This window comes from Ideonella oryzae (assembly GCF_024055665.1).
GTDB lineage: Bacteria > Pseudomonadota > Gammaproteobacteria > Burkholderiales > Burkholderiaceae_C > Ideonella > Ideonella oryzae.
In genome coordinates, this window is the sequence record NZ_JAMXMC010000005.1 from 72,580 (window position 1) to 97,875 (window position 25,296).

General features: G+C 66.8%; 26 protein-coding genes and 1 tRNA gene. 20 read left to right on the forward strand and 7 right to left on the reverse strand.

Translation table 11 applies throughout. The annotated features are described in order from the left end of the window. Positions 1–41 precede the first annotated feature (41 nt). A complete protein-coding gene (gene miaB / locus M0L44_RS09180) occupies positions 42–1,385 on the forward strand; it encodes a tRNA (N6-isopentenyl adenosine(37)-C2)-methylthiotransferase MiaB (protein WP_252769387.1) in 1,344 nt (447 codons plus the stop codon). Between the two features lie 34 nt (positions 1,386–1,419). Here miaB and M0L44_RS09185 read toward each other — a convergent pair whose 3' ends face one another. Further along, entirely contained in the window at positions 1,420–1,698 is a 279-nt protein-coding gene (locus M0L44_RS09185; protein WP_252769389.1) for a hypothetical protein, read from the reverse strand. Between the two features lie 96 nt (positions 1,699–1,794). Here M0L44_RS09185 and hemA point away from each other — a divergent pair, with 96 nt between their 5' ends. The 6 genes from hemA (at position 1,795) to M0L44_RS09215 (ending at position 6,874) form a co-directional block, all read left to right on the forward strand. After that, on the forward strand, positions 1,795–3,096 hold the full coding sequence (hemA, locus tag M0L44_RS09190) for a glutamyl-tRNA reductase (RefSeq protein WP_252769390.1): 1,302 nt from the start codon (positions 1,795–1,797) through the stop codon (positions 3,094–3,096). Positions 3,097–3,198: 102 nt separating this feature from the next. After that, positions 3,199–4,281 (forward strand): peptide chain release factor 1, encoded by a 1,083-nt coding sequence (gene prfA / locus M0L44_RS09195; protein WP_252769391.1) that lies wholly within the window; start codon positions 3,199–3,201, stop codon positions 4,279–4,281. After that, positions 4,278–5,132: a peptide chain release factor N(5)-glutamine methyltransferase gene (gene prmC / locus M0L44_RS09200; RefSeq protein ID WP_252769393.1), complete on the forward strand. Its 855-nt coding sequence runs from the start codon at positions 4,278–4,280 to the stop codon at positions 5,130–5,132. Before prfA ends, prmC begins: the two co-directional genes overlap by 4 nt. Positions 5,133–5,260: 128 nt before the next feature. Then, complete coding sequence (locus M0L44_RS09205) at positions 5,261–5,818, forward strand: hypothetical protein (RefSeq protein ID WP_252769394.1); 558 nt, start codon at positions 5,261–5,263, stop codon at positions 5,816–5,818. A gap of 150 nt (positions 5,819–5,968) precedes the next feature. Further along, entirely contained in the window at positions 5,969–6,280 is a 312-nt protein-coding gene (gene grxD / locus M0L44_RS09210) for a Grx4 family monothiol glutaredoxin (RefSeq protein ID WP_252769396.1), read from the forward strand. Positions 6,281–6,292: 12 nt separating this feature from the next. Then, on the forward strand, positions 6,293–6,874 hold the full coding sequence (locus tag M0L44_RS09215; RefSeq protein ID WP_252769398.1) for a UbiX family flavin prenyltransferase: 582 nt from the start codon (positions 6,293–6,295) through the stop codon (positions 6,872–6,874). A 10-nt stretch (positions 6,875–6,884) separates the two neighbouring features. Here the strand turns inward: M0L44_RS09215 and M0L44_RS09220 are convergent, their stop codons facing one another. After that, positions 6,885–7,520, reverse strand: coding sequence for a lytic transglycosylase domain-containing protein (locus M0L44_RS09220; protein ID WP_252769399.1), 636 nt, complete (start codon positions 7,518–7,520; stop codon positions 6,885–6,887). After that, a complete protein-coding gene (locus M0L44_RS09225) occupies positions 7,517–9,262 on the reverse strand; it encodes a proline--tRNA ligase (RefSeq protein WP_252769400.1) in 1,746 nt (581 codons plus the stop codon). The genes M0L44_RS09220 and M0L44_RS09225 overlap by 4 nt, the downstream gene beginning before the upstream one ends. Positions 9,263–9,365: 103 nt before the next feature. On the opposite strand from M0L44_RS09225, the gene M0L44_RS09230 reads away from it, so the two are divergent. Continuing rightward, a complete protein-coding gene (locus tag M0L44_RS09230; RefSeq protein ID WP_252769402.1) occupies positions 9,366–10,028 on the forward strand; it encodes an RNA pyrophosphohydrolase in 663 nt (220 codons plus the stop codon). Here M0L44_RS09230 and proB read toward each other — a convergent pair. The 4 genes from proB to rplU form a co-directional block, all read right to left on the reverse strand. Beyond that, positions 9,954–11,072 carry a glutamate 5-kinase gene (gene proB / locus M0L44_RS09235; protein WP_252769404.1) on the reverse strand — a complete coding sequence of 373 codons (1,119 nt, stop codon included), beginning with the start codon at positions 11,070–11,072 and terminating at the stop codon, positions 9,954–9,956. The genes M0L44_RS09230 and proB overlap by 75 nt on opposite strands. Further along, on the reverse strand, positions 11,065–12,141 hold the full coding sequence (gene cgtA, locus M0L44_RS09240; RefSeq protein WP_252769406.1) for an Obg family GTPase CgtA: 1,077 nt from the start codon (positions 12,139–12,141) through the stop codon (positions 11,065–11,067). Before cgtA ends, proB begins: the two co-directional genes overlap by 8 nt. A 142-nt stretch (positions 12,142–12,283) precedes the next feature. Then, entirely contained in the window at positions 12,284–12,544 is a 261-nt protein-coding gene (gene rpmA, locus M0L44_RS09245; protein WP_252769408.1) for a 50S ribosomal protein L27, read from the reverse strand. A 27-nt stretch (positions 12,545–12,571) separates the two neighbouring features. Beyond that, on the reverse strand, positions 12,572–12,883 hold the full coding sequence (gene rplU, locus M0L44_RS09250; RefSeq protein ID WP_022980501.1) for a 50S ribosomal protein L21: 312 nt from the start codon (positions 12,881–12,883) through the stop codon (positions 12,572–12,574). 220 nt (positions 12,884–13,103) lie between these two features. Between rplU and M0L44_RS09255 the strand changes: the two genes are divergently transcribed. The 12 genes from M0L44_RS09255 (at position 13,104) to M0L44_RS09310 (ending at position 25,292) form a co-directional block, all read left to right on the forward strand. Beyond that, on the forward strand, positions 13,104–14,096 hold the full coding sequence (locus M0L44_RS09255) for a polyprenyl synthetase family protein (protein ID WP_252769409.1): 993 nt from the start codon (positions 13,104–13,106) through the stop codon (positions 14,094–14,096). 86 nt (positions 14,097–14,182) lie between these two features. Beyond that, positions 14,183–14,259 (forward strand) — tRNA-Pro (locus M0L44_RS09260). 244 nt (positions 14,260–14,503) lie between these two features. Continuing rightward, the gene (gene pilB / locus M0L44_RS09265; RefSeq protein WP_252769410.1) at positions 14,504–16,225 is read left to right on the forward strand and encodes a type IV-A pilus assembly ATPase PilB; all 1,722 of its coding nucleotides are present in this window, start codon (positions 14,504–14,506) and stop codon (positions 16,223–16,225) included. Positions 16,226–16,290: 65 nt separating this feature from the next. Continuing rightward, the gene (locus tag M0L44_RS09270) at positions 16,291–17,511 is read left to right on the forward strand and encodes a type II secretion system F family protein (protein ID WP_252769412.1); all 1,221 of its coding nucleotides are present in this window, start codon (positions 16,291–16,293) and stop codon (positions 17,509–17,511) included. A 3-nt stretch (positions 17,512–17,514) separates the two neighbouring features. Further along, a complete protein-coding gene (locus tag M0L44_RS09275; protein WP_252769413.1) occupies positions 17,515–18,444 on the forward strand; it encodes a prepilin peptidase in 930 nt (309 codons plus the stop codon). Then, positions 18,441–19,070 carry a dephospho-CoA kinase gene (gene coaE / locus M0L44_RS09280; RefSeq protein WP_252769416.1) on the forward strand — a complete coding sequence of 210 codons (630 nt, stop codon included), beginning with the start codon at positions 18,441–18,443 and terminating at the stop codon, positions 19,068–19,070. The genes M0L44_RS09275 and coaE overlap by 4 nt, the downstream gene beginning before the upstream one ends. 40 nt (positions 19,071–19,110) lie before the next feature. Next, entirely contained in the window at positions 19,111–19,866 is a 756-nt protein-coding gene (gene zapD, locus M0L44_RS09285; RefSeq protein ID WP_252769417.1) for a cell division protein ZapD, read from the forward strand. A gap of 4 nt (positions 19,867–19,870) precedes the next feature. Then, positions 19,871–20,080: a DNA gyrase inhibitor YacG gene (locus tag M0L44_RS09290; RefSeq protein WP_252769420.1), complete on the forward strand. Its 210-nt coding sequence runs from the start codon at positions 19,871–19,873 to the stop codon at positions 20,078–20,080. Beyond that, the gene (locus M0L44_RS09295) at positions 20,077–20,727 is read left to right on the forward strand and encodes a hypothetical protein (RefSeq protein WP_252769421.1); all 651 of its coding nucleotides are present in this window, start codon (positions 20,077–20,079) and stop codon (positions 20,725–20,727) included. Before M0L44_RS09290 ends, M0L44_RS09295 begins: the two co-directional genes overlap by 4 nt. Positions 20,728–20,923: 196 nt before the next feature. Next, positions 20,924–21,214, forward strand: coding sequence for a co-chaperone GroES (gene groES, locus M0L44_RS09300; RefSeq protein WP_252769423.1), 291 nt, complete (start codon positions 20,924–20,926; stop codon positions 21,212–21,214). 60 nt (positions 21,215–21,274) lie between these two features. Further along, a complete protein-coding gene (gene groL, locus M0L44_RS09305) occupies positions 21,275–22,918 on the forward strand; it encodes a chaperonin GroEL (RefSeq protein WP_252769425.1) in 1,644 nt (547 codons plus the stop codon). A 94-nt stretch (positions 22,919–23,012) separates the two neighbouring features. Continuing rightward, complete coding sequence (locus tag M0L44_RS09310) at positions 23,013–25,292, forward strand: patatin-like phospholipase family protein (RefSeq protein WP_252769426.1); 2,280 nt, start codon at positions 23,013–23,015, stop codon at positions 25,290–25,292. The last annotated feature ends 4 nt before the right edge of the window (positions 25,293–25,296 follow it).

Sequence of the window (25,296 nt, forward strand, 5' to 3'; positions counted from 1 at the left end):
CGCAGACCTTCGCCCCGGCGCCCGCCGGAGGAGACCCCGCCATGACGACCAAGAAAGTGTTCATCCGGACCTTCGGCTGCCAGATGAACGAGTACGACTCCGACAAGATGAGCGACGTGCTGCGCGCCGCCGAAGGCTACGAGCCCACCGACGACGTGGAGCAGGCCGACCTGGTGCTGTTCAACACCTGCTCCATCCGCGAGAAGGCCGCCGAGAAGGTCTTCTCCGACCTGGGCCGGGTCAAGCACCTGAAGGAAAAGGGCGTGCTGATCGGCGTGGGCGGCTGCGTGGCCAGCCAGGAAGGCGCGGCCATCATCGAGCGAGCACCCTATGTGGACCTGGTCTTCGGCCCGCAGACGCTGCACCGCCTGCCGCAGATGATCGCCCAGCGCCAGGCCGAGCGCCGCCCGCAGGTGGACATCAGCTTCCCCGAGATCGAGAAATTCGACCACCTGCCGCCGGCCCGGGTCGAGGGCGCCACCGCCTTCGTCTCCATCATGGAAGGCTGCTCCAAGTACTGCACCTACTGCGTGGTGCCCTACACCCGGGGTGAAGAGGTGTCGCGCCCCTTCGAGGACGTGCTGACCGAGATTGCCGGCCTGGCCGACCAGGGTGTCAAGGAAGTGACGCTGCTGGGCCAGAACGTCAACGCCTACCGCGGTGCCATGGGCGACAGCGGCGAGATCGCCGACTTCGCGCTGCTGATCGAGTACGTGGCCGAGATCCCCGGCATCGAGCGCATCCGCTACACCACCAGCCACCCCAACGAGTTCAGCCAGCGCCTGATCGACGTCTACGGCCGCGTGCCGCAGCTGGTCAACCACCTGCACCTGCCGGTGCAGCATGGCGCAGACCGCATCCTCTCGGCCATGAAGCGCGGCTACACCGCGCTGGAATACAAGAGCATCATCCGCAAGCTGCGCGCGGTGCGGCCGGACATCAGCCTGTCGACCGATTTCATCGTCGGCTTCCCGGGCGAGACGGACGAGGACTTCGAGAAGTCCATGAAGCTGATCGACGATGTCGGCTTCGACGCCTCCTTCAGCTTCATCTTCAGCGCCCGCCCCGGCACCCCGGCCGCCGCCCTGCCCGACGACACGCCGCAGGAGGTCAAGCTGGCCCGGCTGCAGCGCCTGCAAGCCCGGCTGGAGGAGAACGTGCGCACCATCAGCGCGGCCCGCGTGGGCACGGTGCAACGCATCCTGGTGGAGGGCCCCTCGCGCCGCAATGCCGAGGAGCTGATGGGCCGCACCGAGTGCAACCGCATCGTCAACTTCGCCGGCACCGCCCGCCTGATTGGCCAGATGGTGGACGTGACCATCACCGAGGCCTTCCCGCATTCGCTGCGGGCCGAGGTGCTGGTGCGCGACCGCGTGACGGCCTGAACTTCGCCCAGGCGGCCCGGTGCCGGCCGGGCGCTCAGCGGCGCAGCAGGCCGCCGCGCCAGCCCAGCGTCAGGGCCATCGCCAGCACCAGGGCGCCATAGGTGGCCATGCGGCCATCCCGACCGAAAATCACCAGTCCCGCCACCAGCACCATGGCTCCGACGGCCACACACCACAGCGCCAGGGTCTGGAAAGACACCGCCTTGAGCTCACGCCACCAGATCAGCTTGGCCAGCAGCGTCACCGCCAGCCCCACGCCCAGGGCCGGGCCGAAGAAGTTCAACAGGTGCCACAAAGCGTCCAGGGGACCCATGTCGACCAGCCTCTCGCTTGATGGTTGTCAAATCCGCCGCATTTGCGCCGGGCGTCCCCAGTGCGGGGACGGAAGTCGAATTTTATAATCGGCAACATGAGTGTCATCGCGCTCGGTCTGAACCATCACACCGCCCCGCTGGATCTGCGCGGGCGGTTCGCGTTCGCGCCTGAGCAGCTGACCCCTTCGCTGCAGGCCCTGCGCGACGCGCTGCGGCGGGCGACACCGGAAACGGCCATCCTGTCCACCTGCAACCGCACCGAGCTTTACGTGGCTTCGGCCACCCCCGAGCAAGGTCGGGAGTTGGTCGGCCCGGCCCTGGCCTGGCTCGCCGAGCGCGGCGGCGTCTCCGAGATGCACCTGCAGGACCACACCTATGTGCTGGAGAACCGCGAGGCGGCCCGGCACGCCTTCCGCGTGGCCTCTGGCCTGGATTCCATGGTGCTGGGCGAACCGCAGATCCTGGGCCAGATGAAGCAGGCCGTGCGCGGCGCTGACGAAGCCGGCACCCTGGGCACCACGCTGCACCAGCTGTTCCAGCGCTCCTTCTCGGTGGCCAAGGAAGTCCGCACCTCCACCGAGATCGGCAGCCACTCCATCAGCATGGCCGCCGCCACGGTGCGCCTGGCCGCCCAGCTGTTCGAAGACCTCAGCCAGATCAAGGTGCTGTTCGTCGGCGCCGGCGAGATGATCGAGCTGGTGGCCACCCACTTCGCCGCCCGCGAACCCCGGCTGATGGCCGTGGCCAACCGCACGCTGGAGCGTGGCGAGAAACTCGCCACCCGCTTCGGCGCCCAGGCCCTGCGCCTGGCCGAGTTGCCCAGCCGGCTGCACGAGTTCGACGCCATCATCTCGTGCACTGCCAGCAGCCTGCCCATCATCGGCCTGGGCGCGGTGGAATCGGCCCTGAAGGCCCGCCGCCGCCGCCCGATGTTCATGGTGGACCTGGCCGTGCCGCGCGACATCGAACCCGAGGTCGCCCAGCTCTCGGACGTCTATCTCTACACCGTGGACGACCTGACCCAGGCGGTGCAGACGGCCACCGAGAAGCGCCAAGCCGCCGTGGCCCAGGCCGAGGCCATCATCGATGCCGGCGTGCAGAGCTTCAGCCACTGGCTGGACCAGCGCGCCAGCGTGCCGCTGATCCAGGCCCTGAACCAGCAGGCCGACCACTGGCGCGCCGCCGAAATCGCCCGCGCCCGCAAGCTGCTGGCCCGCGGCGGTGATGTGGACGAAGTGCTGGACGCCCTCAGCCGCGGCCTGACCCAGAAGATCCTGCACGGCGCCCTGGCCGAGCTGCACGCCTCCGAAGGAGAGCAGCGCCAGCACACGGCCGAGGTGGTCTCGCGTCTGTTCCTGCGCAACAGCCCGCGCGACCCGGCCGGCAACGGGCATTAGCGGCCGTCCTGCCGCTTTGCACGCCTTTGCTTTGCACGCCTGCCGTGCAGCAAGCCGCCGTCCGTCCTCGCCTCCCCCGGCTCCTCTGCGGAGCCCCCGCCCATGAACGAATCCCTGCGCCAGCAGCTCCAGCGCCTGGCCATGCGCCTGTCCGAACTCGACAGCCTGCTGGCCGACCCCCAGGTCACCGCCGACATGGGCCGCTACCGGCAGCTGGCCCGCGAACAGGCCGAGGCGGCCGAGGTGGTGGGGCTGTACCAGCGCTTCGCCCAGCGCGAAGCTGATCTGGCCGCCGCACGGGAGATGCTGGACGACCCGGAGATGGCCGAGATGGCCCGCGATGAGGTGGACACGGCCCAGGCCGAGCTGGCCACGCTGGACACCCAGCTGCAGACCGCCCTGCTGCCACGCGACCCGGACGACGCCCGCAACGCCTTCCTGGAGATCCGCGCCGGCACCGGGGGCGAGGAATCCGCCCTGTTCGCGGCCGACCTGGCTCGCATGTACCTGCGCTTTGCCGAGCGCCAAGGCTGGCGCTGCGAGGTGATGAGCGAAAGCGCCTCCGACCTGGGCGGCTACAAGGAAATCGTCGTCCGCGTGGAGGGCACACGGGTCTACGAGCGGATGAAGTTCGAGTCCGGCGGCCACCGCGTGCAGCGGGTGCCGGCCACCGAGGCCCAGGGCCGCATCCACACCAGCGCCTGCACGGTGGCGGTGATGCCCGAGCCCGACGAGGCGGCCGAGGTGACGCTCAACCCGGCCGAGCTGCGCATCGACACCTTCCGCGCCAGCGGCGCCGGCGGACAGCACATCAACAAGACCGACAGCGCCATCCGCGTCACCCACCTGCCCACCGGCCTGGTGGCCGAATGCCAGGACGACCGCAGCCAGCACCGCAACAAGGCCAAGGCCCTGGCCGTGCTGCAGGCCCGGCTGCAGGACAGGGAACGCAGCGCGCGTCAGGCCAAGGAGGCGGCCACCCGCAAGGCCCTGGTGGGCTCGGGCGACCGCAGCGACCGCATCCGCACCTACAACTTCCCCCAGGGCCGGGTGACCGACCACCGCATCAACCTGACGCTCTACAAGCTCGGTGCAGTGATGGACGGTGACCTGGGCGAGTTGATCCAGGCTCTGCAGGTCGCCCGCGCCCAGCAGCAGCTGGCCGCGCTGGAGACCGGCGCATGAGCCAGGCCCTGACCGTTGCCCAGGCCCTGCGCCAGGCCCTGCAGGCCGGGATCGATCGGGTCGACGCCCACCTCTTGCTGGGCCATGTACTGCAACACGACCGCAGCTGGCTGATCGCCCATGACGATGCTCCGTTGCCCACAGGCGAGCAGCAGCGCTTCGAAGCCCTGGTTCAGCGCCGGCTGGACGGCGAACCGGTGGCCTATCTGCTGGGCGAGCGGGAGTTCCACGGCCTGCGGCTGCAGGTCAGCCCGGCGGTGCTGGTGCCCCGGCCGGACACCGAGGTGCTGGTCGACTGGGCACTGGAATGCCTGGTGGGCATGGCAGCGACATCCCCACGGGTCATCGACCTGGGCACCGGCAGCGGCGCCATCGCGCTGGCCCTGCGTCACCGCTGGCCCGCGGCCGATGTCACGGCCCTGGATGCCAGCGCCGATGCGCTGGCGGTGGCGCGGACCAATGCCGAGCGGCTGGCGCTGCCCGTGCGTTTTCTGCAGAGCGACTGGTGGCAGGCGGTGGCAGGCAAAACCTTCGATCTGGCGGTGAGCAATCCCCCCTACATCGCAGGTGACGATCCCCACCTGCCGGCGCTGCGCCACGAGCCGCGGCAGGCGCTGACCCCCGAAGGGGACGGACTGGACGCCCTGCGCGCGCTGGTGCGTGATGCGCCGTCCCACCTGCGCCCGGAGGCCTGGCTGCTGTTCGAACATGGCTGGGACCAGGCCAAGGCAGTGCGGAGCCTGCTGGCCGAAGCGGGTTTCCGCGATGTTCAGACCCGCCAGGATCTCGCCGGCGTGGACCGATGCACCGGTGGCCGCTGGCCCGCTCGGGCCGAGCGGGACTTGGCCTGAAACAAGGCGTTTTCCCGCCCGCATTTCAGTGCGCAAGAAGCTGCTGCTGGCGTAGCATCAATGTCACCGGATGCAAGTGCCTTCACCGACTCGAAGGCGCCCGGGCAGCTGTGATGGAGGACTGGATCATGCGCAAAGTCCTGGGTTTCATGGTGGGTGCCCTGTGGGTGGCCACCTGTGGTGCCGCCACGGTGGGCGATGGCCTGCATCCGGAAGACCATTGGCCCCAATGGCAGCTGCGCATCAGCACGGTGAGCCAGCCGATCGGCTGGTCCGCGTCCCTCGAAGGTGCGCGCCTGGGCCTGGGGGCTGCCAGCGTGTCGGGTGACCGGTACCTGGGCCTGGGCCAGGTGGGCGATGGCGGCGGGCTGCGCGCCACCGGCGCCCTGTTGTTCGGCCCACCTTCCCTGGCCCTGGGCGCTCCCATGCCCGCGGGGACTGAGCCTGTGTTGACCCGCCCCTCGCTGCTGTCCACGCCGGGCACCCGTGCCTTGGATCACAGCCCCACCCCTTACCTGGGCATGGGTTACACCGCTTGGTGGGCTCGCAGCGGCCTGAGCCTGAGCGCCGACCTGGGGCTGCTGGCCCAGGGCCTGCGTCCCGCCACCGGCCTGCAGGGCAGTGATCTGCTGGACCGCATGCAGCTGACACCGGTGATGCAGGTGCAGTTGTCCTACCGCTTCTGAACCCAAACCGGCACTTTTCCTGGGCGCGTCCCGGGGCCTTGCCGGGCTTTCGCCACCGGCAGCGTCGGCTTGACGTATAAATCTGCCATACGACACCGGGACCGATGGGTCACGGTGACCCATGTCCGGACAGCAGAAGCAGAGACAGCCATGAGCGACGTTCAGCAACGCATCGACCAACTCGTCAAGGGCCACAAGGTGGTTCTGTTCATGAAGGGCACCGCCCAGTTTCCGATGTGCGGTTTCTCGGGCCGGGCCATCCAGATCCTGAAGGCCTGCGGCGCGACCGACATCACCACGGTGAATGTGCTGGAGGATGAGGAAATCCGCCAGGGCATCAAGGACTACGCCAACTGGCCCACCATCCCCCAGCTGTACGTGAACGGCGAATTCGTCGGCGGCTCGGACATCATGATGGAGATGTACCAGACCGGCGAACTGCAGCCCATGCTGGCAGCCTGAGGATCTGCGGCCTTGACCGTGGAGTCATCGGCTCCGCCGCGGGTCGCGGTGGGCATCACCGGCGCTTCGGGCGCGGTGTATGGCGTGCGTCTGCTGGAGCGCCTGCGCGAGTTGCAGGTATACACCCATCTGGTCGTCACCTCGGCCGGGGTGCTGAATGTGCACCATGAGCTGGGCCTGGATCGCGGCGCGCTGGAACAGTTGGCCGATGAGGTCCATGCCCTGGGCGACGTGGGCGCCTGCATTGCCAGCGGCAGCCACCCCACCACCGCCATGGTGGTGGCGCCCTGTTCGATGAAGACGCTGGCGGCCATCGCCCATGGCTTTGGCGACAACCTGCTCACGCGCGCCGCGGACGTGACGCTCAAGGAGCGGCGGCGTCTGGTGTTGATGGTGCGCGAAACCCCATTCAACCTGGCCCACCTGCGCAACATGACCGCGGTGACGGAGATGGGCGGCATCGTCTTCCCGCCGCTGCCCGCCTTCTACCACCGCCCCCAGAGCATCGCCGAGCTGGTGGACGACACGGTGGAGCGGGTGATCGAGCTGACCGGCGTGGGCCGGGGCCAACCTCGCCGTTGGACTGGGCTCTGAGCCCGACCGCTCAGACGGTCGGCAGCCAGCGCTTGCGCGCGCCCAACACCATGTTCGGGTATTCGGCCCGGCCGCGGCTGCCGTTGTAGCGGCCCAGCGCCATGAAGAGGTTGCCCTGCTCCACGTCCAGGTAGTGACGCAGGATCACGCAGCCAAAGCGCAGATTAGTCTGCATGTGGAACAGACGGGAAACATCCCCGTTGCCAATCTGGCGCATCCAGAAAGGCATCACCTGCATGTAGCCGCGGGCGCCGGCCACGCTGATGGCGTACTTGCGGAAGTTGCTCTCCACCTGCACCAGCCCCAGCGCCAGGGCCGGCTCCAGTCCAGCCCGCTTGCTCTCGTACCAGAGTGTCTCGAGAAACTCCACGCGGGTCTGCAACTCGGACTTCTGCCGCTTCAGGCGGTCGCTCATCGTCCCCAGCCAACGCAGGTAGGCCAGTCGGTCCTCGATCTGGTCAAAGCGGGGCTTGGGAGGCGCACTGTCGGCCACGGCCGCCGACAGTGCCGTGCGGACAGCATCGGCCAGCTGCTCCTCGACCTGGGCCCCCGCCCAGGCAGGACGCCAGGCGGGCAGCAACAGACTCCCCAGGCCCAGCAGGCAAACCCGCCGGCCCGCGCTGGGGCCGGCGCCACGAGCGGTCATGCCGACAGGCGCGCCTTCACGAACGCGCCCACTTCGGCCGGCGCCACCTTGCTGGCTTCGGCCTCTCGGCGGCCCTGCACTTCCAAGGCACCTTCCTTCAGTCCGCGGTCGGAAATGACCACGCGTTGCGGCACGCCAATCAACTCCCAGTCGGCGAACATGGCGCCCGGACGCTCTCCGCGGTCGTCCAGGATCACATCCATCCCGGCGTCCAGCAGTTCCTGGTGCAGCGCGTCGGCCGCGGCCTTCACCTCGACCGAACGGTCGTAACCGATCGGGCAGATCGCCACCTGGAACGGCGCGATGGCAGCCGGCCAGATGATGCCGCGCTCATCGTGGTTCTGCTCGATGGCCGCGCCCAGGATGCGGGTGACGCCGATGCCGTAGCAGCCCATGACCATCAGCTGCGGCTTGCCGGTTTCGTCCAGGAAGGTGGCATTCATGTCCTTGGAGTACTTGGTGCCCAGCAGGAACACATGGCCGACCTCGATCCCGCGCTGGATAGCCAGCACGCCCTGGCCGTCGGGGGACGGATCACCCTCGACCACGTTGCGAATGTCGGCCACCACGTCGGGCTCAGGCAAATCCCGGCCCCAGTTGACCCCGGTGAGGTGGAAGTCAGGCTCGTTGGCTCCGCAGACGAAATCAGCCATGCGGGCCACGGTGCGGTCGGCGATCACCTTCACCGGCTTCTTCAGGCCGATGGGCCCCAGGTAGCCCGGCTTGCAGCCGAAGTGGTCCTCGATCTCGGCCACGGTGGCAAAGCGGAAGCCCGCCTTCAGGCCCTCGACCTTGCTAGTCTTGACCTCGTTCAGATCATGATCGCCGCGCAACAGCAGCAGCCACACGGTGGTCTTCTTGATGTCGCCCCGTTCGTCTAGCTCATCGGTGGCCAACACCAGCGACTTGACGGTCTGCGCCAGCGGCAAGCCTAGCAGCATTGCCACATCGGCGCAGGTGCTCTTGCCCGGCGTGGCCGTCTTGGCCAGCGCTTGCGTGGCCCCAGCGCGCTGGGACAGCAAGGGCACCCCTTCGGCCAGCTCGATATTGGCTGCGAAATCGCTGCCCGGGCAGTAGACGATGGCGTCTTCCCCCGTCTCGGCAATGACCTGGAACTCGTGCGAGATCTCGCCGCCAATGGCGCCCGTGTCGGCCGCCACAGCACGGTACTGCAAGCCAAAGCGGTCAAAGATGCGCTTGTACGCATCGAACATGGTCTGGTAGCTGAGGGTCGCTGCGGGCACGTCACGGTCGAAGGAGTAGGCGTCCTTCATCGTGAACTCGCGCCCGCGCATCACGCCGAAGCGGGGACGGCGCTCGTCACGGAACTTGGTCTGGATGTGATAGAAGTTCTTGGGCAGTTGCTTGTAGCTGCGCAGCTCCTGGCGGGCGATGTCGGTCACCACCTCTTCCGAGGTCGGCTGGATCACGAAGTCGCGGTCATGCCGGTCCTTGACCCGCATGAGTTCCGGCCCCATCTTGTCGAAGCGGCCCGTCTCCTGCCACAGCTCGGCGGGCTGCACCACCGGCATCAGCAGCTCCACCGCACCGGCACGGTTCATCTCTTCGCGGATGATGGCCTCGACCTTGCGGATCACCCGCAGGCCCATGGGCATGTAGTTGTAGATGCCAGCGCCCAGGCGCTTGATCATGCCGGCACGCATCATCAGCTTGTGGCTGACCACTTCCGCATCGGCGGGCGCTTCCTTGAGGGTGGAAATGAAAAACTGGGAGGCTTTCATGGGGGGCTCTGCAGCCTGACCGCGGCCTGCGGGTTAGCGAGAAGCTCCGCAGCTGGCACGGCCGGTGCTATATTGATTTCAGTTCAAAATCAGGGGTTTGATTATGCTCGACCGGGAAGGCTATCGGCCCAACGTCGGCATCATCCTGCTCAACGCCCGCAATCAGGTGTTTTGGGGCAAGCGCTTGCGCACCCACTCCTGGCAGTTCCCGCAAGGGGGCATCAAGTACGGCGAGTCGCCTGAGCAGGCGATGTTGCGTGAGTTGCACGAGGAAGTCGGGCTGCGGCCCGAGCATGTCGAGATCGTCGCACGCACCCGTGACTGGCTGCGCTACGACGTGCCCGAGAACTTCATCCGCAAGGACGCACGCGGCCATTACAAGGGCCAGAAGCAGATCTGGTTCCTGCTGCGCCTGTGCGGGCGCGACAGCGACATGAACCTGCGCGCCACCAACCATCCCGAGTTCGACGCCTGGCGCTGGAACGAGTACTGGGTGCCACTGGACGTGGTGATCGAGTTCAAGCGGGATGTCTACCAACTGGCGTTGACCGAACTGGCGCGCTTCCTGCCCAAGGTGTCCCATCATCCGAACCGCTATCTGCGCGGCGGCGTCCGCCCGCATGGCCGCGATGGGCGTCGGGATGCCCCCCCTCTGGGAGGCGACTTCTGCGACCTGGCGGCTCAGCCGGCTTCAGCGCAGGATGAGGTTGTCGCGGTGGACCAGTTCGGTGCCGTGGGTGTACCCCAGCAGACCGGCGATCTGTGACGAGGGCTTGCGCGCGATGAGGCGCGCCTCGGCGCTGGAGTAGCTGGCCAGCCCGCGGGCCACCTCCTGGCCCTGGGCGTCGCCGATGGCAATCACGTCGCCACGCTGGAAATCACCTTCGACGGCGGTCACACCGATGGGCAGCAGGCTGGCGCCTTCCCGGGTCAGCTTGGCCACCGCGCCGGCGTCGATCCGCACGGCGCCGTGGATCTGCAGGTGATCCAGGATCCACTGCTTGCGGGCTGCCGTCTTGGCCGTGCCAGCCACCAGGGCGGTGCCGATGGCTTCGCCCGCCGCCAGACGCAACAGCACATCCGGCTCCCGGCCCCAGGCGATCACCGTGCTGGCACCGCTGCCCGCAGCACGCTTGGCCGCGAGCACCTTGGTGATCATCCCGCCGGTGCCCACACGGGAGCCGGCGCCGCCGGCCATGTCTTCCAGGGCCGGGTCACCGGCCTGGGCGACGTCGATGAAGCGGGCGTCGGGGTCCTTGCGTGGATCGGCCGAGTACAGGCCCTTCTGATCGGTCAGGATGATCAAGGCATCGGCCTCGATCAGGTTGGCCACCAAAGCGCCCAGCGTGTCGTTGTCGCCGAACTTGATTTCGTCGTTGACGACGGTGTCGTTCTCGTTGATGACCGGGATGACCTTCAAGCCCAGCAGGGTCAGCAGGGTCGAGCGGGCATTCAGGTAACGCTCGCGGTCGGCCAGATCGGCATGGGTGAGCAGCACCTGGGCGCTGCCCATGCCATGGCGGGACAGCTGGCTCTCGTACATCTGGGCCAGGCCCATCTGCCCCACGGCTGCGGCAGCCTGCAACTCGGAAAGTTCGGTCGGACGGCTGGTCCAGCCCAGGCGCTTCATGCCTTCGGCAATCGCGCCACTGGAGACCATGACCACCTCCAGTCCCTGGTGGGCCAGCGCAGCCATCTGGCGGCACCAGTTGCCGATGGCTTCGGCGTCCACGCCCCGGCCCTCGTTGGTCACCAGACTGGAGCCCACCTTGACGACGATGCGCCGGGCCTGGCGCAGGGCCTCACTCATGGCCGGCCTCGCCGGGCACCTCGTCAAAGCGCGGATCACGCTCAGGCGGCGGGAGCTCCTGCTGGGCCGCCACGTGGTCCCAGATGGCATGAAGCAGCGGCTGCAGACCTTCGCGCGCCAGGGCCGAGATCTCGAACACCGGCCCCTTCCACTTGTAGCGCTTGACGAAATCCTTGACCCGCGCGGCGCGCTCGTCTTCAGGCACCATGTCCAGCTTGTTCAGCACCAGCCAGCGGGGCTTGGCATGCAGGCCGTCGTCGTACTTGCGCAGTTCCTCGACGATGGCCTTGGCCTGCTGCACCGGGTCGACGCCTTCGTCGAAGGGCGCCAGGTCCACCACGTGCAACAGCAACCGGGTACGCTGCAGATGGCGCAGGAACAGGTGGCCCAGACCGGCGCCTTCGGAAGCGCCCTCGATCAGGCCGGGAATGTCGGCCACGACAAAGCTCTTTTCCGGCCCGACCCGCACCACCCCCAGATTGGGATGCAGGGTGGTGAAGGGGTAGTCGGCGATCTTGGGCCGGGCGTTGGAGATGGCGGCGATCAGCGTGGATTTGCCCGCATTGGGCATGCCCAGCAGGCCCACATCGGCCAGCACGCGCAGCTCCAGCTTGACCTTGTAGCGCTCGCCCGGCCAGCCCGGCGTGTGCTGGCGCGGCGCGCGGTTGGTCGCGCTCTTGTAATGGAGGTTGCCGAAGCCGCCGTCGCCACCCTTGGCGAGCAGCACCGGCTGATCGGGTTCAATCAGCTCGGCCAGCACGCGACCGGTTTCAATGTCGGTGATGATGGTGCCCACCGGCATGCGCAGGACGACATCCTCCGCGGCGGCGCCGAAGCAGTCCGCGCCGCGCCCGCCCTCGCCATTGCGGGCGTCGTAGCGTCGCTGGTAGCGGTAATCGATCAGCGTGTTGAGATTGCGGTCGGCCACGGCATAGACGCTGCCGCCGCGCCCGCCATCGCCGCCATCCGGCCCGCCGAAGGGAATGAACTTCTCGCGGCGGAAGCTCACGCAGCCTGCGCCCCCGTTGCCGGCGGCGATGTCGATGGTGGCTTCGTCAACGAATTTCATGGTGCCTCGATGGTATCGGAGAGGATGCACCGCTCCCGCGATGCCGGGCGGCCCCGCCAGCGCGGCGGTGGCCAGAAGACAAAAAGCCCCGGCGTGCCGGGGCTTTGGCGGTCTGCCCGAAGGCAAACAGGACGCGCAGGCCTCAGGCCAGCGGCGTCACGTTCACGGTGTGGCGGTCGTGCTCGCCCTTGACGGCGAACGAGATGGTGCCCTCGACCAGCGCAAACAGCGTGTGGTCGCGGCCCATGCCGACATTGTTGCCAGCGTGGAACTTGGTACCGCGCTGACGCACGATGATCGAGCCGGCCGAAACCACTTGACCACCAAATGCCTTCACGCCCAGCATCTTCGGTTGGGAATCACGGCCGTTCCGCGTGGAACCGCCGCCTTTTTTCTGTGCCATGGTTCAGAACTCCTTCTGATGCCCGGATCAGGCGTTGACCGCGCTGATCTCCAGCTCGGTGTAGTTCTGGCGGTGACCGCCATGCTTCTGGTAGTGCTTGCGACGGCGCATCTTGAAGATGCGGACCTTGTCGTGACGGCCATGAGCCACCACCACTGCCTTGACCGTGGCGCCGCTCACCAGGGGGGTCCCGATCTTCAGATCCGCGCCGCTACCCACGGCCAGTACCTGATCGATCACGATTTCCTGGCCAACGTCCGCAGCAATCTGTTCTACCTTGATCTTTTCGCCGGCAGCAACCTTGTATTGCTTGCCACCGGTTTTTACGACCGCGTACATATGTGCCCTTTTGCTCAAAGGTGAGCCGGGGTGGTCCGCGACAAACGCCGCGCAGCACAACCGGAACACCAATCCCGCCCGGGCCCATTCCCAGGCGAAGCTTGGCATCATAGCATGCCGCCCCCCAGAATGCCAGCTTGTGCGGCCCATGACCAACGGGGACGGGCCCACCTTCCTATAATGGCCCGCTCCAGTCCCGTGCCTCGCCACCCGTGTCTCCATGACCCCCTCGCTCGCCCAGGTCCACCATGCGGCCACCGACCCCGATCCGATGGCCCTGGAAATGCGCCGGGTAGACGAGGCCATCCAGAGGCGACTGCGGTCAGAAGTGGACTTGATTGAAAAGATCGGCCACTACATCGTCAATGCCGGCGGCAAGCGCATCCGGCCGCGGCTGGTGCTGTTGTTTGCCCAGGCCCTGGGCTACCAAGGCGACCATCACTATGAACTGGCCGCCACGGTGGAGTTCATCCACACCGCCACGCTGCTGCACGACGATGTGGTGGACGAGTCGATGCTTCGGCGCGGCCGCCCCACGGCCAATGCCGTGTTCGGCGATGCCGCCAGCGTGCTGGTCGGCGATTTCCTCTACTCCCGGGCCTTCGAAATGATGGTTTCGGTGGGCGACCTGCGCGTGCTCGAGGTGCTCGCCGAGGCCACCAACGTCATCGCCGAAGGCGAAGTGCTGCAGCTGATGAACATGCACCAGCCCGATGTGGCCCTGGAGAGTTATTTGCAGGTGATCCGCTACAAGACCGCCAAGCTGTTCGAGGCCAGCGCCCGTCTGGGCGCGGTGCTCGCCGGCGCACCCCGCGAAACGGAAGAGGCCTGCGCCAGCTACGGGCGCGCGCTGGGAACCGCCTTCCAGCTGGTGGACGACTTGCTGGACTACCAGGGGGACACCACCACCCTGGGCAAGAACGTGGGTGACGATCTGCGCGAAGGCAAACCCACCCTGCCTCTGCTGGCGGCCATGCAGCGCGGCAGCGCCGAAGAACGCCAGGTGATCCGGCACGCCATTGAGCATGGCGAGGTGGAGCGACTGCGTGACATCGTGGCCATCGTCCATCGCACGGGGGCATTGGAGGTGACACGCCAGGCCGCGCGGCAGGAGGCCGAAGCGGCCCAGCAAAGCATCGCCACCCTACCCCCTTCCCTTGCCCAAAAAATCTTGCTAGAATTTCCTGCTCGATCAGTTGATCGGTCTTTCTGAGTCGAACGCAGTCAAAAGCGCTGGCAAAGAAACCGAAAAAAACAGATCACCAAGAGCGGTGGTGGCTTTGGCTCCATCGACTTCTTCGGGGTGTAGCTTAGCCTGGTAGAGCGCTACGTTCGGGACGTAGAGGCCGGAGGTTCGAATCCTCTCACCCCGACCAGGCACATGCACAAAGGCCACGGACTTCCGTGGCCTTTGTGCTTTCTGCGGTCCCCGCCCGGTGACGCCTGCCGTGACGCACGGACACACTTTGTCGCCTGGAGCCGCCATTTCTGTGGAAATTCGGTCCCCACCTGCCACGGAAGCGAGCGCCGTTGACAGAACGCGGCCGTTTTGCGTCATCATGTGCCATTGATTTTGCGCCGAGCAAGGTGTTGGCCTGCCCAGCCGGCCTGCTGTGACCCGTGGACACTATCACTGATGTTTCAAAGCCCACGCTTTCCGGCGTGGCGCGCGTGCTTGTCCATGGCGGCAAGCTGGCGGCAGCACGTGCCGAGGAACTGGTGCGCGGCGCGAAGGAGAAAAAGGTCTCCTTCATCAGCGAGCTGATGGGGTCGGGCGAACTCAGTCCGGCCCAACTGGCGCATGCGCTGTCTTCCGCGCTCGCGGTTCCCCTGCTGGACCTGGATGCGGTGGATGTTCAGCGCCTGCCCAAGAACATCATCGACGCCAAGCTGATCGGGCAGTACCACGTCCTGCCGCTGAACAAGCGGGGCAGCCGACTGTTCCTGGCCTGTGTTGATCCGACGGACCAGGAGGCCAGCGAGCGCATCAAGTTCGCCACCCAGCTGTCGCCTGAGTGGGTGGTGGTCGAGCACGACAAGCTCAGCAAGCTGATCGACGGACAAACCGGGTCGGCCAACCAGGCCCTGGAGGCCATCAGTGCGGCAGACTTCGATTTCGAAGTCACGGAAGAGGACGCTGGCGCGAACGCTCCGCCGGCCGACGTGGTGTCCGAGGTGGAGGACGCGCCGGTGGTGCGCTTCCTGCAAAAAATGTTGGTGGATGCCATCAACATGCGGGCCTCCGACCTGCACTTCGAGCCTTACGAGTTCCACTACCGCGTCCGCTTCCGCGTCGATGGAGAACTGCGCGAAATCACCCAGCCTCCGCTGGCGATCAAGGACAAGCTGGCCTCGCGCATCAAGGTGATCTCCCGCCTGGACATCTCGGAGAAGCGCGTCCCCCAGGACGGCCGGATGAAGCTGCGCTTCGGCAGCAAGTCGATCGACTTCCGTGTCAGCACGCTGCCCACGCTGTTCGGCGAAAAGATCGTGATCCGTATCCTCGATTCCTCCAGCGCCAAGCTGGGCATCGAGGCACTGGGCTACGAGCCGGCCGAGAAGGAACGGCTGCTCCATGCCGTCTACCGCCCCTACGGCATGGTGCTGGTGACCGGCCCGACCGGCTCAGGCAAGACCGTGTCGCTCTACACCTGCCTGAACATCCTGAACCAGCCTGGCGTGAACATTTCCACCGTGGAGGACCCGGCGGAAATCAACCTGCCGGGGATCAACCAGGTCAACGTCAACGACAAAGCAGGACTGACCTTCTCCAGCGCGCTGAAATCTTTCCTGCGGCAGGATCCGGACGTGATCATGGTGGGCGAAATCCGGGACCTCGAAACCGCCGACATCGCGATCAAGGCGGCACAGACTGGCCACATGGTGCTGTCCACACTGCACACCAACGACGCCCCCTCCACGCTCACCCGCCTGCTGAACATGGGGGTCGCCCCGTTCAACATCGCTTCTAGCGTGCTGCTGATCACCGCACAGCGCCTCGTGCGCCGGCTGTGCGAGAGCTGCAAGCAACCCGTGGACTATCCGCGCGATGCCCTGATCCGGGCGGGCTACGAGGAAAGCGATCTGGACGGCAGTTGGCGCCCCTACAAGGCCGTCGGCTGCTCGGCCTGCAACAATGGCTACCGTGGCCGGGTCGGTGTCTACCAGGCCATGCCCATCACAGAGACGATCCAGCGGCTGATCCTGAGCAACGGCTCGGCCGTGGACTTGGCCGAGCAGGCGCGGCGCGAAGGTGTGCGTGACCTGCGACAGTCCGGCCTGGTGAAGGTCAAGCTGGGGGTCACCACCCTTGAAGAGGTGATTGCGGCCACCAACGACTGAGTCGCAAACGAACGCGGCAACAGAACACACTCATCCATCAACCGTCGGGAGCGGTCGGAGGCTCAATGGCAACTGCAGCGGCAGCGAAGAACGTCAAGGACTTCACCTACGAATGGGAAGGCAAGGACCGCAACGGCAAGATCGTCCGCGGTGAGATGCGCGCCGGGGGCGAGGCCGCGGTCAGCGCCAGCCTGCGCCGCCAGGGGGTGATGGTCTCCAAGGTCAAGAAGCGCCGCACCTCCGGTGGCAAGTCGATCAAGCCCAAGGACATTGCCGTCTTCACGCGGCAGCTGGCCACCATGATGCGGGCCGGCGTGCCCTTGCTGCAGGCGTTCGACATCGTCGCCCGCGGCAGCGTCAACGCCCGGCTGACCCGCCTCCTGCTCGACATCCGCGCCGATGTGGAGACCGGCACGGCCCTGTCCTCGGCCTTCCGCCGGCACCCGCAATACTTCGACGCGCTGTACTGCAACCTGGTCGAGGCCGGTGAAGCCGGCGGCATCCTGGAGCAGTTGCTGGCCCGCCTGGCCATGTACCAGGAGAAGAGCCTGGCACTGAAGCAGAAGGTCAAGTCGGCGATGATCTATCCGGTCTCGGTGCTGGTGGTGGCCTTCGTGGTGGTGACAGTGATCATGATCTTCGTGATCCCGGCCTTCAAGCAGGTCTTCACCAGCTTCGGCGCCGATCTGCCGGCCCCCACCCTGCTGGTCATGGGCATGAGCGACTTCTTCGTGCACTACTGGTGGGCCATCTTCGGCACCATCTTTGGTGGCGGCTACATGTTCTTCCGCACCTGGAAGCGCTCGGAGAAGATGCAGATGGTGATGGACCGGCTGCTGCTGCGCATGCCGATCTTCGGTGAGCTGATCATGAAGTCGGTGGTGGCCCGCTGGACGCGCACGCTCTCCACGCTGTTCGCGGCAGGCGTACCGCTGGTGGAAGCGCTTGACTCGGTCGGCGGCACCGCCGGCAACGCGGTCTATGCCAAGGCCACCGAGCAGATCCAGCGCGACGTGGCGGCCGGCACGGCCCTCACCCCGTCGATGACCACCACCGGCGTGTTCCCGAACATGGTGCTGCAGATGGCCGCCATCGGTGAGGAATCGGGCGCGCTGGACGACATGCTCTCCCGTGCGGCCGACTTCTACGAGGAAGAGGTGGACGAGATGGTCAAGGGCCTGTCCACCCTGATGGAGCCCCTGATCATCGTGATCCTGGGCGTGCTCATCGGTGGCATCGTGGTCTCCATGTACCTGCCGATCTTCAAGCTGGGTCAGGTGGTCTGAGGCATGGTGGGTGGTACCGAAACCCTGGGCTGGTGGCTCTCGCCCTGGGTGCTGGGTCTGCTGGGCCTGTGCGTGGGCAGCTTCCTGAACGTGGTAGCCCACCGGCTGCCCCGCATGATGGAGCGGCAATGGTGGGCCGATGTGGCGGCACAACTGTCGGACGCCGATTCCTGGCAGCGCACCTTTGGTGATGCGGTCCCGAAGCCCCTGGCGCCCACCGCGCTGGAGCTGACACGACGTCTTGAGGGGCTGCCCCCCCTGTCCCTGTCCAAGCCGGCGTCGCGCTGCCCGGCCTGCGGCCACGCCATTCGCTGGCACGAGAACATCCCTCTGCTGGGCTGGCTGCGGCTGCGCGGTCGGTGTGCCGCCTGCGGCACCCGCATCTCGGCGCGCTACCCTCTGGTGGAACTGGTCACCGGTCTGCTGTTTGCCGGCCTGGCTTGGCGCATGGGCCCGCAGCCGGCCGTGCTGCTGTGGTGCGGCGTGGCGGCCACCCTGGTGGCCCTGACCGCCATCGACTGGGACACCACCCTGCTGCCCGACAGCCTCACCCTGCCCCTGCTGTGGGCCGGTCTGTGCGCCGCTGCCCTGGGCTGGACCCTGCCGATCGCCCTGTCCATCGGCGGGGCGGCTGCGGGCTACCTCTCGCTGTGGTCGGTGTACTGGCTGTTCAAGCTCACCACCGGCAAGGAAGGCATGGGGCAGGGCGACTTCAAGCTGCTGGCCGCCCTGGGCGCCTGGCTGGGCTGGCAGGCCATCCTGCCCATCGTGCTGATGGCCTCGGTGATCGGCGCGTTCGTGGGCATCGGCATGAAGCTCAGCAACGCCCTGAGGGAGGGGCGCTACGTGCCTTTCGGCCCCTTCCTGGCTGGCGGCGGCCTGGTCGTGATGCTGGCGGGGCTGGACCGGGTGCTGGGCTGGATCGGACAATGACCCGGGCGCGCCGCATCGGTCTGACCGGCGGCATCGGCAGCGGCAAAAGCACAGTGGCCCGGATGCTGGCCCAGCGAGGCGCCTGCGTCATCGACACCGACGCGATCGCCCGCGCCCTGACCCTCGCCGGGGGCGCGGCGCTGCCGGAGATCGCCGCCCGTTTCGGACCCGAGATGATCGACAGCCAGGGGGCGTTGGACCGGGCCCGCATGCGTGCACTCGTCTTCGGCCAGCCGGATGCCAAGCTGAAGCTGGAAGCCATCCTCCATCCGCTGATCGGCCTGGAAACCGAGCGGCAGGCGCAGACCGCCGATCCGGCCCACCCCGTGGTTTTCGATGTCCCCCTGCTGGTGGAGGCCGGTGCCCGCTGGCGCCGGCAGGTGGACCGCGTGCTGGTGGTGGACTGCAGTGAGGCGACACAGCAGGCTCGGGTCCAGGCACGGTCCGGCTGGCCACGGGCCCAGGTGCAACAGGTCATCCAGCAGCAGGCCAGCCGGGCTGAGCGGCGGGCCGCGGCCGATGCGAGCGTCGTCAACGACGGTCTGGCCCTGGACGAACTCGCGGGCGAGCTCGATGCCCTGTGGATGCTTGGATTCTTCGGTGTGCCGGCTGCAGCCCGGCTGTGAAACAATCGACACAGCATCCCACCCGCCTGGAAGCCCCACCTTGGTCCTGTACGAATACCCGTTCAACGAGAGCATTCGCACCATGCTGCGGCTTGAGCACCTGTTCAAGCGGCTGACTCTGCTGGTGCCACGTGACGAACCCGTGGACCATCATTTCGCCCTGGTTACCGTCTTCGAGATCATGGACGTGGCCTCGCGCGCCGACCTGAAGTCCGACATCCTGAAGGAACTGGACCGCCACCGCAGCGTGCTGCTGGGCTACCGTGGCAACCCGCACATCTCTGAAGCCGCGCTGGACGAGGTGATCGGCCAGATCGATGAGGGCTACCAGGCCCTCAACAACCAGGCCGGCAAGGCCGGTCAGGCGCTCACCGCCAACGAATGGCTGATGAGCATCCGCAGCCGCATCAGCATCCCCGGCGGCACCTGCGAGTTCGACCTGCCGGCCTATTACGCCTGGCAGCAGCACCCGGCCGAAGCCCGCCGCCAGGACCTGGCCCGCTGGATCGACTCGCTCTGGCCCATGAAGAATGGACTGGACCTCCTGCTGCGCCTGCTGCGCGACAGCGGCGTGCCGCACCGCGTGGTGGCAACCGGTGGGCAGTACCAGCAGCCCCTGCCGCAGGGACGCACTTACCAGTTGCTGCGCCTGCGGCTGGACGAATCGCTGGATCTGGTGCCGGAGATCAGCGGTCACCGGCTGATGGTGTCCGTGCGACTGATGCGGGCTGATACCGAGGGCCGGCTGAAGCCTTTCGGGCAGGATGCGGCCTTTGACCTCTCGCTCTGCGCCTGAGACCGTGAACCCACCGACGACCGCGACCCCGCGCGCGCCAATCAACGTCACCTGCCCGTCCTGCGGCGAGCGGACGGTGTTCGGCCCGACCAACCCCTACCGTCCCTTCTGCAGCGCCCGCTGCCAGGGCCACGACTTCGGCGCCTGGGCCAGCGAGAACTACCGGGTGGCCGCCAACGGCGGGGCCGAGCCCAGCGAGGAGACGCCCGAATGAGTGACGGACACCCCTTGCTGCAGCGCCGACAGTTGCTGCTGTCCTTGGCGGCCGCCGGTGTACTGGCCGCCTGCGCCACCGCACAGCCCGAGCCGCTGGTGCTCAAGACCTACCACGAGACCCTCAGCTCGCTGCTGCTCTCGCAGGACCGCCAGCACCTGGTGGTCATCGGCGAGCACCACCACTACATCTTCGACACCCCGCAGGCCCTGGTGGCCGCTCTCGAGTCGCCCCTGCACGCCCGGATGGAGGGCGAACTGGGGCGCTTCACCGTGTCGGCCGATGGCAGGACCGAGGGCGACTATGCCCTGATCCTGCCTTCCGGCCTTGACGACGCCGATCGGGCCCAGGCACTGGCGATGGGCTTTCAGGCCGACCCGACCGAGCCGGGTCGGCTGCGTCTGACTGGCCATGTGGGAGGCCAGCGCTATCTCCAGGGCACGGTCAAAGCGAACCGCATCCGCACCACCCTCAACCACCCCTACACGGTGGAGATCCAGGCCGAGCAGCCGCGCAGCGAGCAGGTGGCCAATGCCCTGGTGTCACCCGTCTCGACGGCGGCCAATGGGGTGACCTTGCTCTACTACGTGGTGCTGGCCCCCATCCTCGTGCCCTTCGCGCTGATCAGCCGCGAACGCGCGAAGTAAGACCCCTAGGCGGACGCGGGGCGGCTCTTGAAAGCCGGCAAGCCATCCCTATAATGTGTCTTAGCACTCACCCAATGAGAGTGCTAACAAACGCGACCCCCAGAGAGGGGTTGCACGTTCACTGAAGGAACGAGGCAGGTGCCCGGTGCACCCCGACCTCCTTCCCATTTGACTGTCCATGCTCCAAGGAGATGCAATGAAACTTCGTCCGTTGCACGATCGCGTGATCGTCAAGCGTCTGGAAAACGAGACCAAGACCGCTTCCGGCATCGTGATTCCCGACAACGCCGCCGAGAAGCCTGACCAAGGCGAAGTGCTGGCCGTGGGTCCGGGCAAGCGCAACGACAAGGGCGATTTCGTGGCCCTGAACGTTCAGGTCGGTGACCGTGTGCTGTTTGGCAAGTACTCGGGCCAGTCGGTCAAGGTCGATGGCGAAGAACTGCTCGTCATGCGCGAAGAAGACCTCTTCGCCGTGATCCAGAAGTGATCATCTGATCCTTCCTGATCACCGCCCATCCATCCTGTACTGAATTCGGAGATATCCCAAATGGCAGCAAAAGACGTCGTCTTCGGCGCTGACGCCCGCGCCCGCATGGTCGAAGGCGTGAACATCCTGGCCAATGCGGTCAAGGTCACCCTGGGCCCCAAGGGTCGCAATGTCGTGCTCGAGCGCTCCTTCGGCGCCCCCACCGTCACCAAGGACGGTGTGTCGGTCGCCAAGGAGATCGAGCTCAAAGACAAGCTCATGAACATGGGCGCCCAGATGGTCAAGGAAGTCGCTTCCAAGACCTCTGACAACGCTGGCGACGGCACCACCACCGCCACCGTGCTGGGTCAGGCCATCGTGCGCGAAGGCATGAAGTACGTGGCCGCCGGCATGAACCCGATGGACCTCAAGCGCGGCATCGACAAGGCTGTCGCCGCCCTGGTCGTCGAGCTGAAGAAGGCCTCCAAGGCCACCACCACCTCCAAGGAAATCGCGCAGGTCGGCACCATCTCGGCCAACAGCGACTCCGACGTCGGCGGCATCATCGCCGAGGCGATGGACAAGGTTGGCAAGGAAGGCGTGATCACCGTCGAAGACGGCAAGAGCCTGAACAACGAGCTGGATGTCGTCGAAGGCATGCAGTTCGACCGTGGCTACCTGTCGCCCTACTTCATCAACAATCCCGAAAAGCAGTCGGCCATCCTGGACAACCCGTTTGTCCTGCTGTACGACAAAAAGGTCAGCAACATCCGCGACCTGCTGCCCACGCTGGAAGCCGTGGCCAAGGCCGGCCGTCCGCTGCTGATCATCGCGGAAGACGTCGAAGGCGAAGCCCTGGCGACGCTGGTGGTCAACACCATCCGCGGCATCCTGAAGGTCGTGGCCGTCAAGGCGCCGGGCTTTGGTGACCGTCGCAAGGCCATGCTGGAAGACATCGCCATCCTGACCGGTGGCAAGGTGATCGCCGAGGAAGTGGGCCTGTCGCTGGAGAAGGTGACCCTGGCCGACCTGGGCCAGGCCAAGCGCGTCGAAGTGGGCAAGGAAAACACCACCCTCATCGATGGCAACGGTGCTGCCGCCGACATCGAAGCCCGCGTCAAGCAGATCCGCATCCAGATCGAAGAAGCGACCTCCGACTACGACCGTGAGAAGCTGCAAGAGCGCGTGGCCAAGCTGGCCGGCGGCGTGGCAGTGATCAAGGTCGGTGCCGCGACCGAAGTCGAGATGAAGGAGAAGAAGGCCCGCGTGGAAGACGCGCTGCATGCCACCCGCGCTGCCGTGGAAGAAGGCATCGTGGCCGGTGGTGGCGTGGCCCTGCTGCGTGCCCGTCAGGCCGCTGGCGAGATCAAGGGCGACAACGCCGATCAGGACGCTGGCGTCAAGCTGGTCCTGAAGGCCATCGAAGCCCCGCTGCGCGAGATCGTGGCCAACGCCGGTGGCGAACCGAGCGTGGTGATCAACGCCGTGCTGGCCGGCAAGGGCAACTACGGCTTCAACGCTGCCAATGACACCTACGGCGACATGATCGAGATGGGCATCCTGGACCCGACCAAGGTGACCCGTACCGCGCTGCAGAACGCCGCGTCCGTCGCTTCGCTGATGCTGACCACCGAATGCATGGTCGCGGAAGCCCCCAAGGAAGAAGCCCCCGCGATGCCGGGCGGCGGCATGGGTGGCATGGGCGGCATGGGCATGGACATGTAAGCTGTCCTGCCTGAGCACCCTGCTCTCGCAAGCCAGACAAGAGGCCACCTTCGGGTGGCCTTTTTCATGCTTGGCCCAGGCCACAATGACCACCATGCCCCGCCTTCTGACCACCGCCCTGCTGCTGGGCAGCCTCCATGCCGCCGCCTGGAGCGCGGCGGCTCTCACACCACCACTCCCACCAGCCACTGCGGCATCGGCCGCATCCACGCCCGCAGCCGGACAGCGCCCGCGCGTGGGCCTGGTGCTGTCCGGTGGTGGTGCCCGCGGCATCAGCCATGTGGGTGTCCTCAAGGTGCTGGAGGCTCAGCACATTCCGATCGACGTGATCGCAGGCACCTCGATGGGGGCCATCATCGGCGGGCTGTACGCCAGCGGGATGAAGGCCGACCAGATCGAGGCCGCCTTCAAGAAAATCAACTGGACCAGCCTGTTCTCCACCCGGGTGGGCCGGGAAGAGCTGTCACAGCGGCGCAAGGAGCAGGATTTCGAACTCAGCACCGCAGTGGAACTCGGCTGGCGCGATGGGGAGTTCCGCGCCCCCCAGGGCGCCGTCTCCAGCCGGGGCCTGGACGCCCTGCTGCGACGCTACACCCTGCCGGCCCAGGAGATCAGCGACTTCAACCGTCTGCCCATCCCCTTCCGCGCGGTGGCCACCGACATGGAGACCGGACGACCGGTCATCCTCGACCGGGGGGACCTGGCCACGGCGCTGCGCTCCAGCATGAGTGTGCCCGGGGTGTTCCCCGCCACCGAGGTGAACGGCCGCATCCTGGGCGATGGCGGACTGGTGGACAACGTGCCGGTGGACGTGGCCCGCGCGATGGGCGCCGACATCGTCATCGTCGTCAACATCGGCACGCCCCTGGCCGGCCGGGAAACCCTGAACTCCGCCATCGGGCTCACCGCCCAGATGATCAACATCCTGACCGAGCAGAATGTGCGGCACAGCCTGGACTCGCTGGGCCCCCGCGACATCCTGATCCAGCCCGAGCTGGGCACGCTCACCTCCGGTGATTTTGACAAGGTCGCCCAGTTGATCGACATCGGCGAGGCGGGGGCCCGTGCCAGTACGGACCGTCTCACTGCTCTGGCAACCCCCAACGTGCAGTATGCGGACTGGCAACTGGCGACCCAGTCCCCCAGCCTGCCCCCCACGCAACTGGACTTCGTGGCCTTCGGAGGCACCACGGCGACCAACCCGGGCCGGCTTCAGCCCCAGTTGGAAAGCAAGGCAGGCGAGCCTTTCGATCCGGCCAAGGCGGAGCGCGATGCACGCTACCTGGCAGCCAGTGGCGACTACGTTCAGGCCGACTACCACCTGGTGCACGACGAGCGCGGCGACGGCCTGCTCTTCACCCTGGAAGACAAGCCCTGGGGCCCCACCTACCTGAACGCCGGCCTGGACCTCTCCACCGACTTCAGCGGCAACAGCGCCTTCAACATCAAGCTCTCGCTGAACCGCCATTGGCTCACCCCCAATGGCACGGAATGGCGCAGCATCGCGCAGATCGGCGAGGTCCCGCGCTTGTTCACCGAGCTCTACCACCCCCTGAACTGGAACATTGGCCTGTCCGATGACTGGTTCGTCTCGGGATGGACCGACGGCGAGCGGCGCAAGCTCTCGGTGTTCAACAGCAATGGGGGCGACAAAATCGGCGAGCTGCGCCGCTCCCAACTGCGCATCGGGCTGGACCTGGGCCAGCCCTGGGGCAACCTGGGCGAGGTACGGGTCGGCCCCGTCTACGAGGCCACCCGCAGCGACCCCCTGCTGGCCGGCGGCGCCGACACCCTGATCAACACGCAGGAGACCTGGCAGGAAATGGGGCTGCGCGGACGCGTCGTGGTGGACCAGCTCGACTACGCCAACTTTCCCCAGCGGGGCTACCGCTTCGAGACCGACGCCCTGGTCGGGACCCGCCACGAGCGCGGCGACAGCCACAACCTGGCCTGGGTCGAGAGCCAGGTCACCGGTGCCGCGAGCTGGGGACGACAGACCATCACCCTCCATGGCGAGATGAAGGCAGCCAACACCGCCTCGGCCTCGACCGTGGGCCGCTACAGCCTCGGTGGCTTCCAGCAACTGTCCGGTTACCAGCCGGGGCAGGTCAGCGGCAACGCCCTGGTGTTCGGCCGGCTGAACTGGTACATGCGCCTGGCCGAAACGCCGGTCTTCGCCCGGGGCTTCTTTGTGGGCACCAGCGTCGAGGCGGGCAACGCCTGGCAGGATTACCGCGACCTGCGGCTGACCGGCCTGCGCTATGGTGGCAGTGTGTTCCTGGGGGCGGATACCGGGCTGGGCCCCATGTACCTGGGTCTGACCTGGGCGCCGCGGGGCGAAGCCGGGCTGGCCCTGGTCATCGGCCGGCCCTGACAGA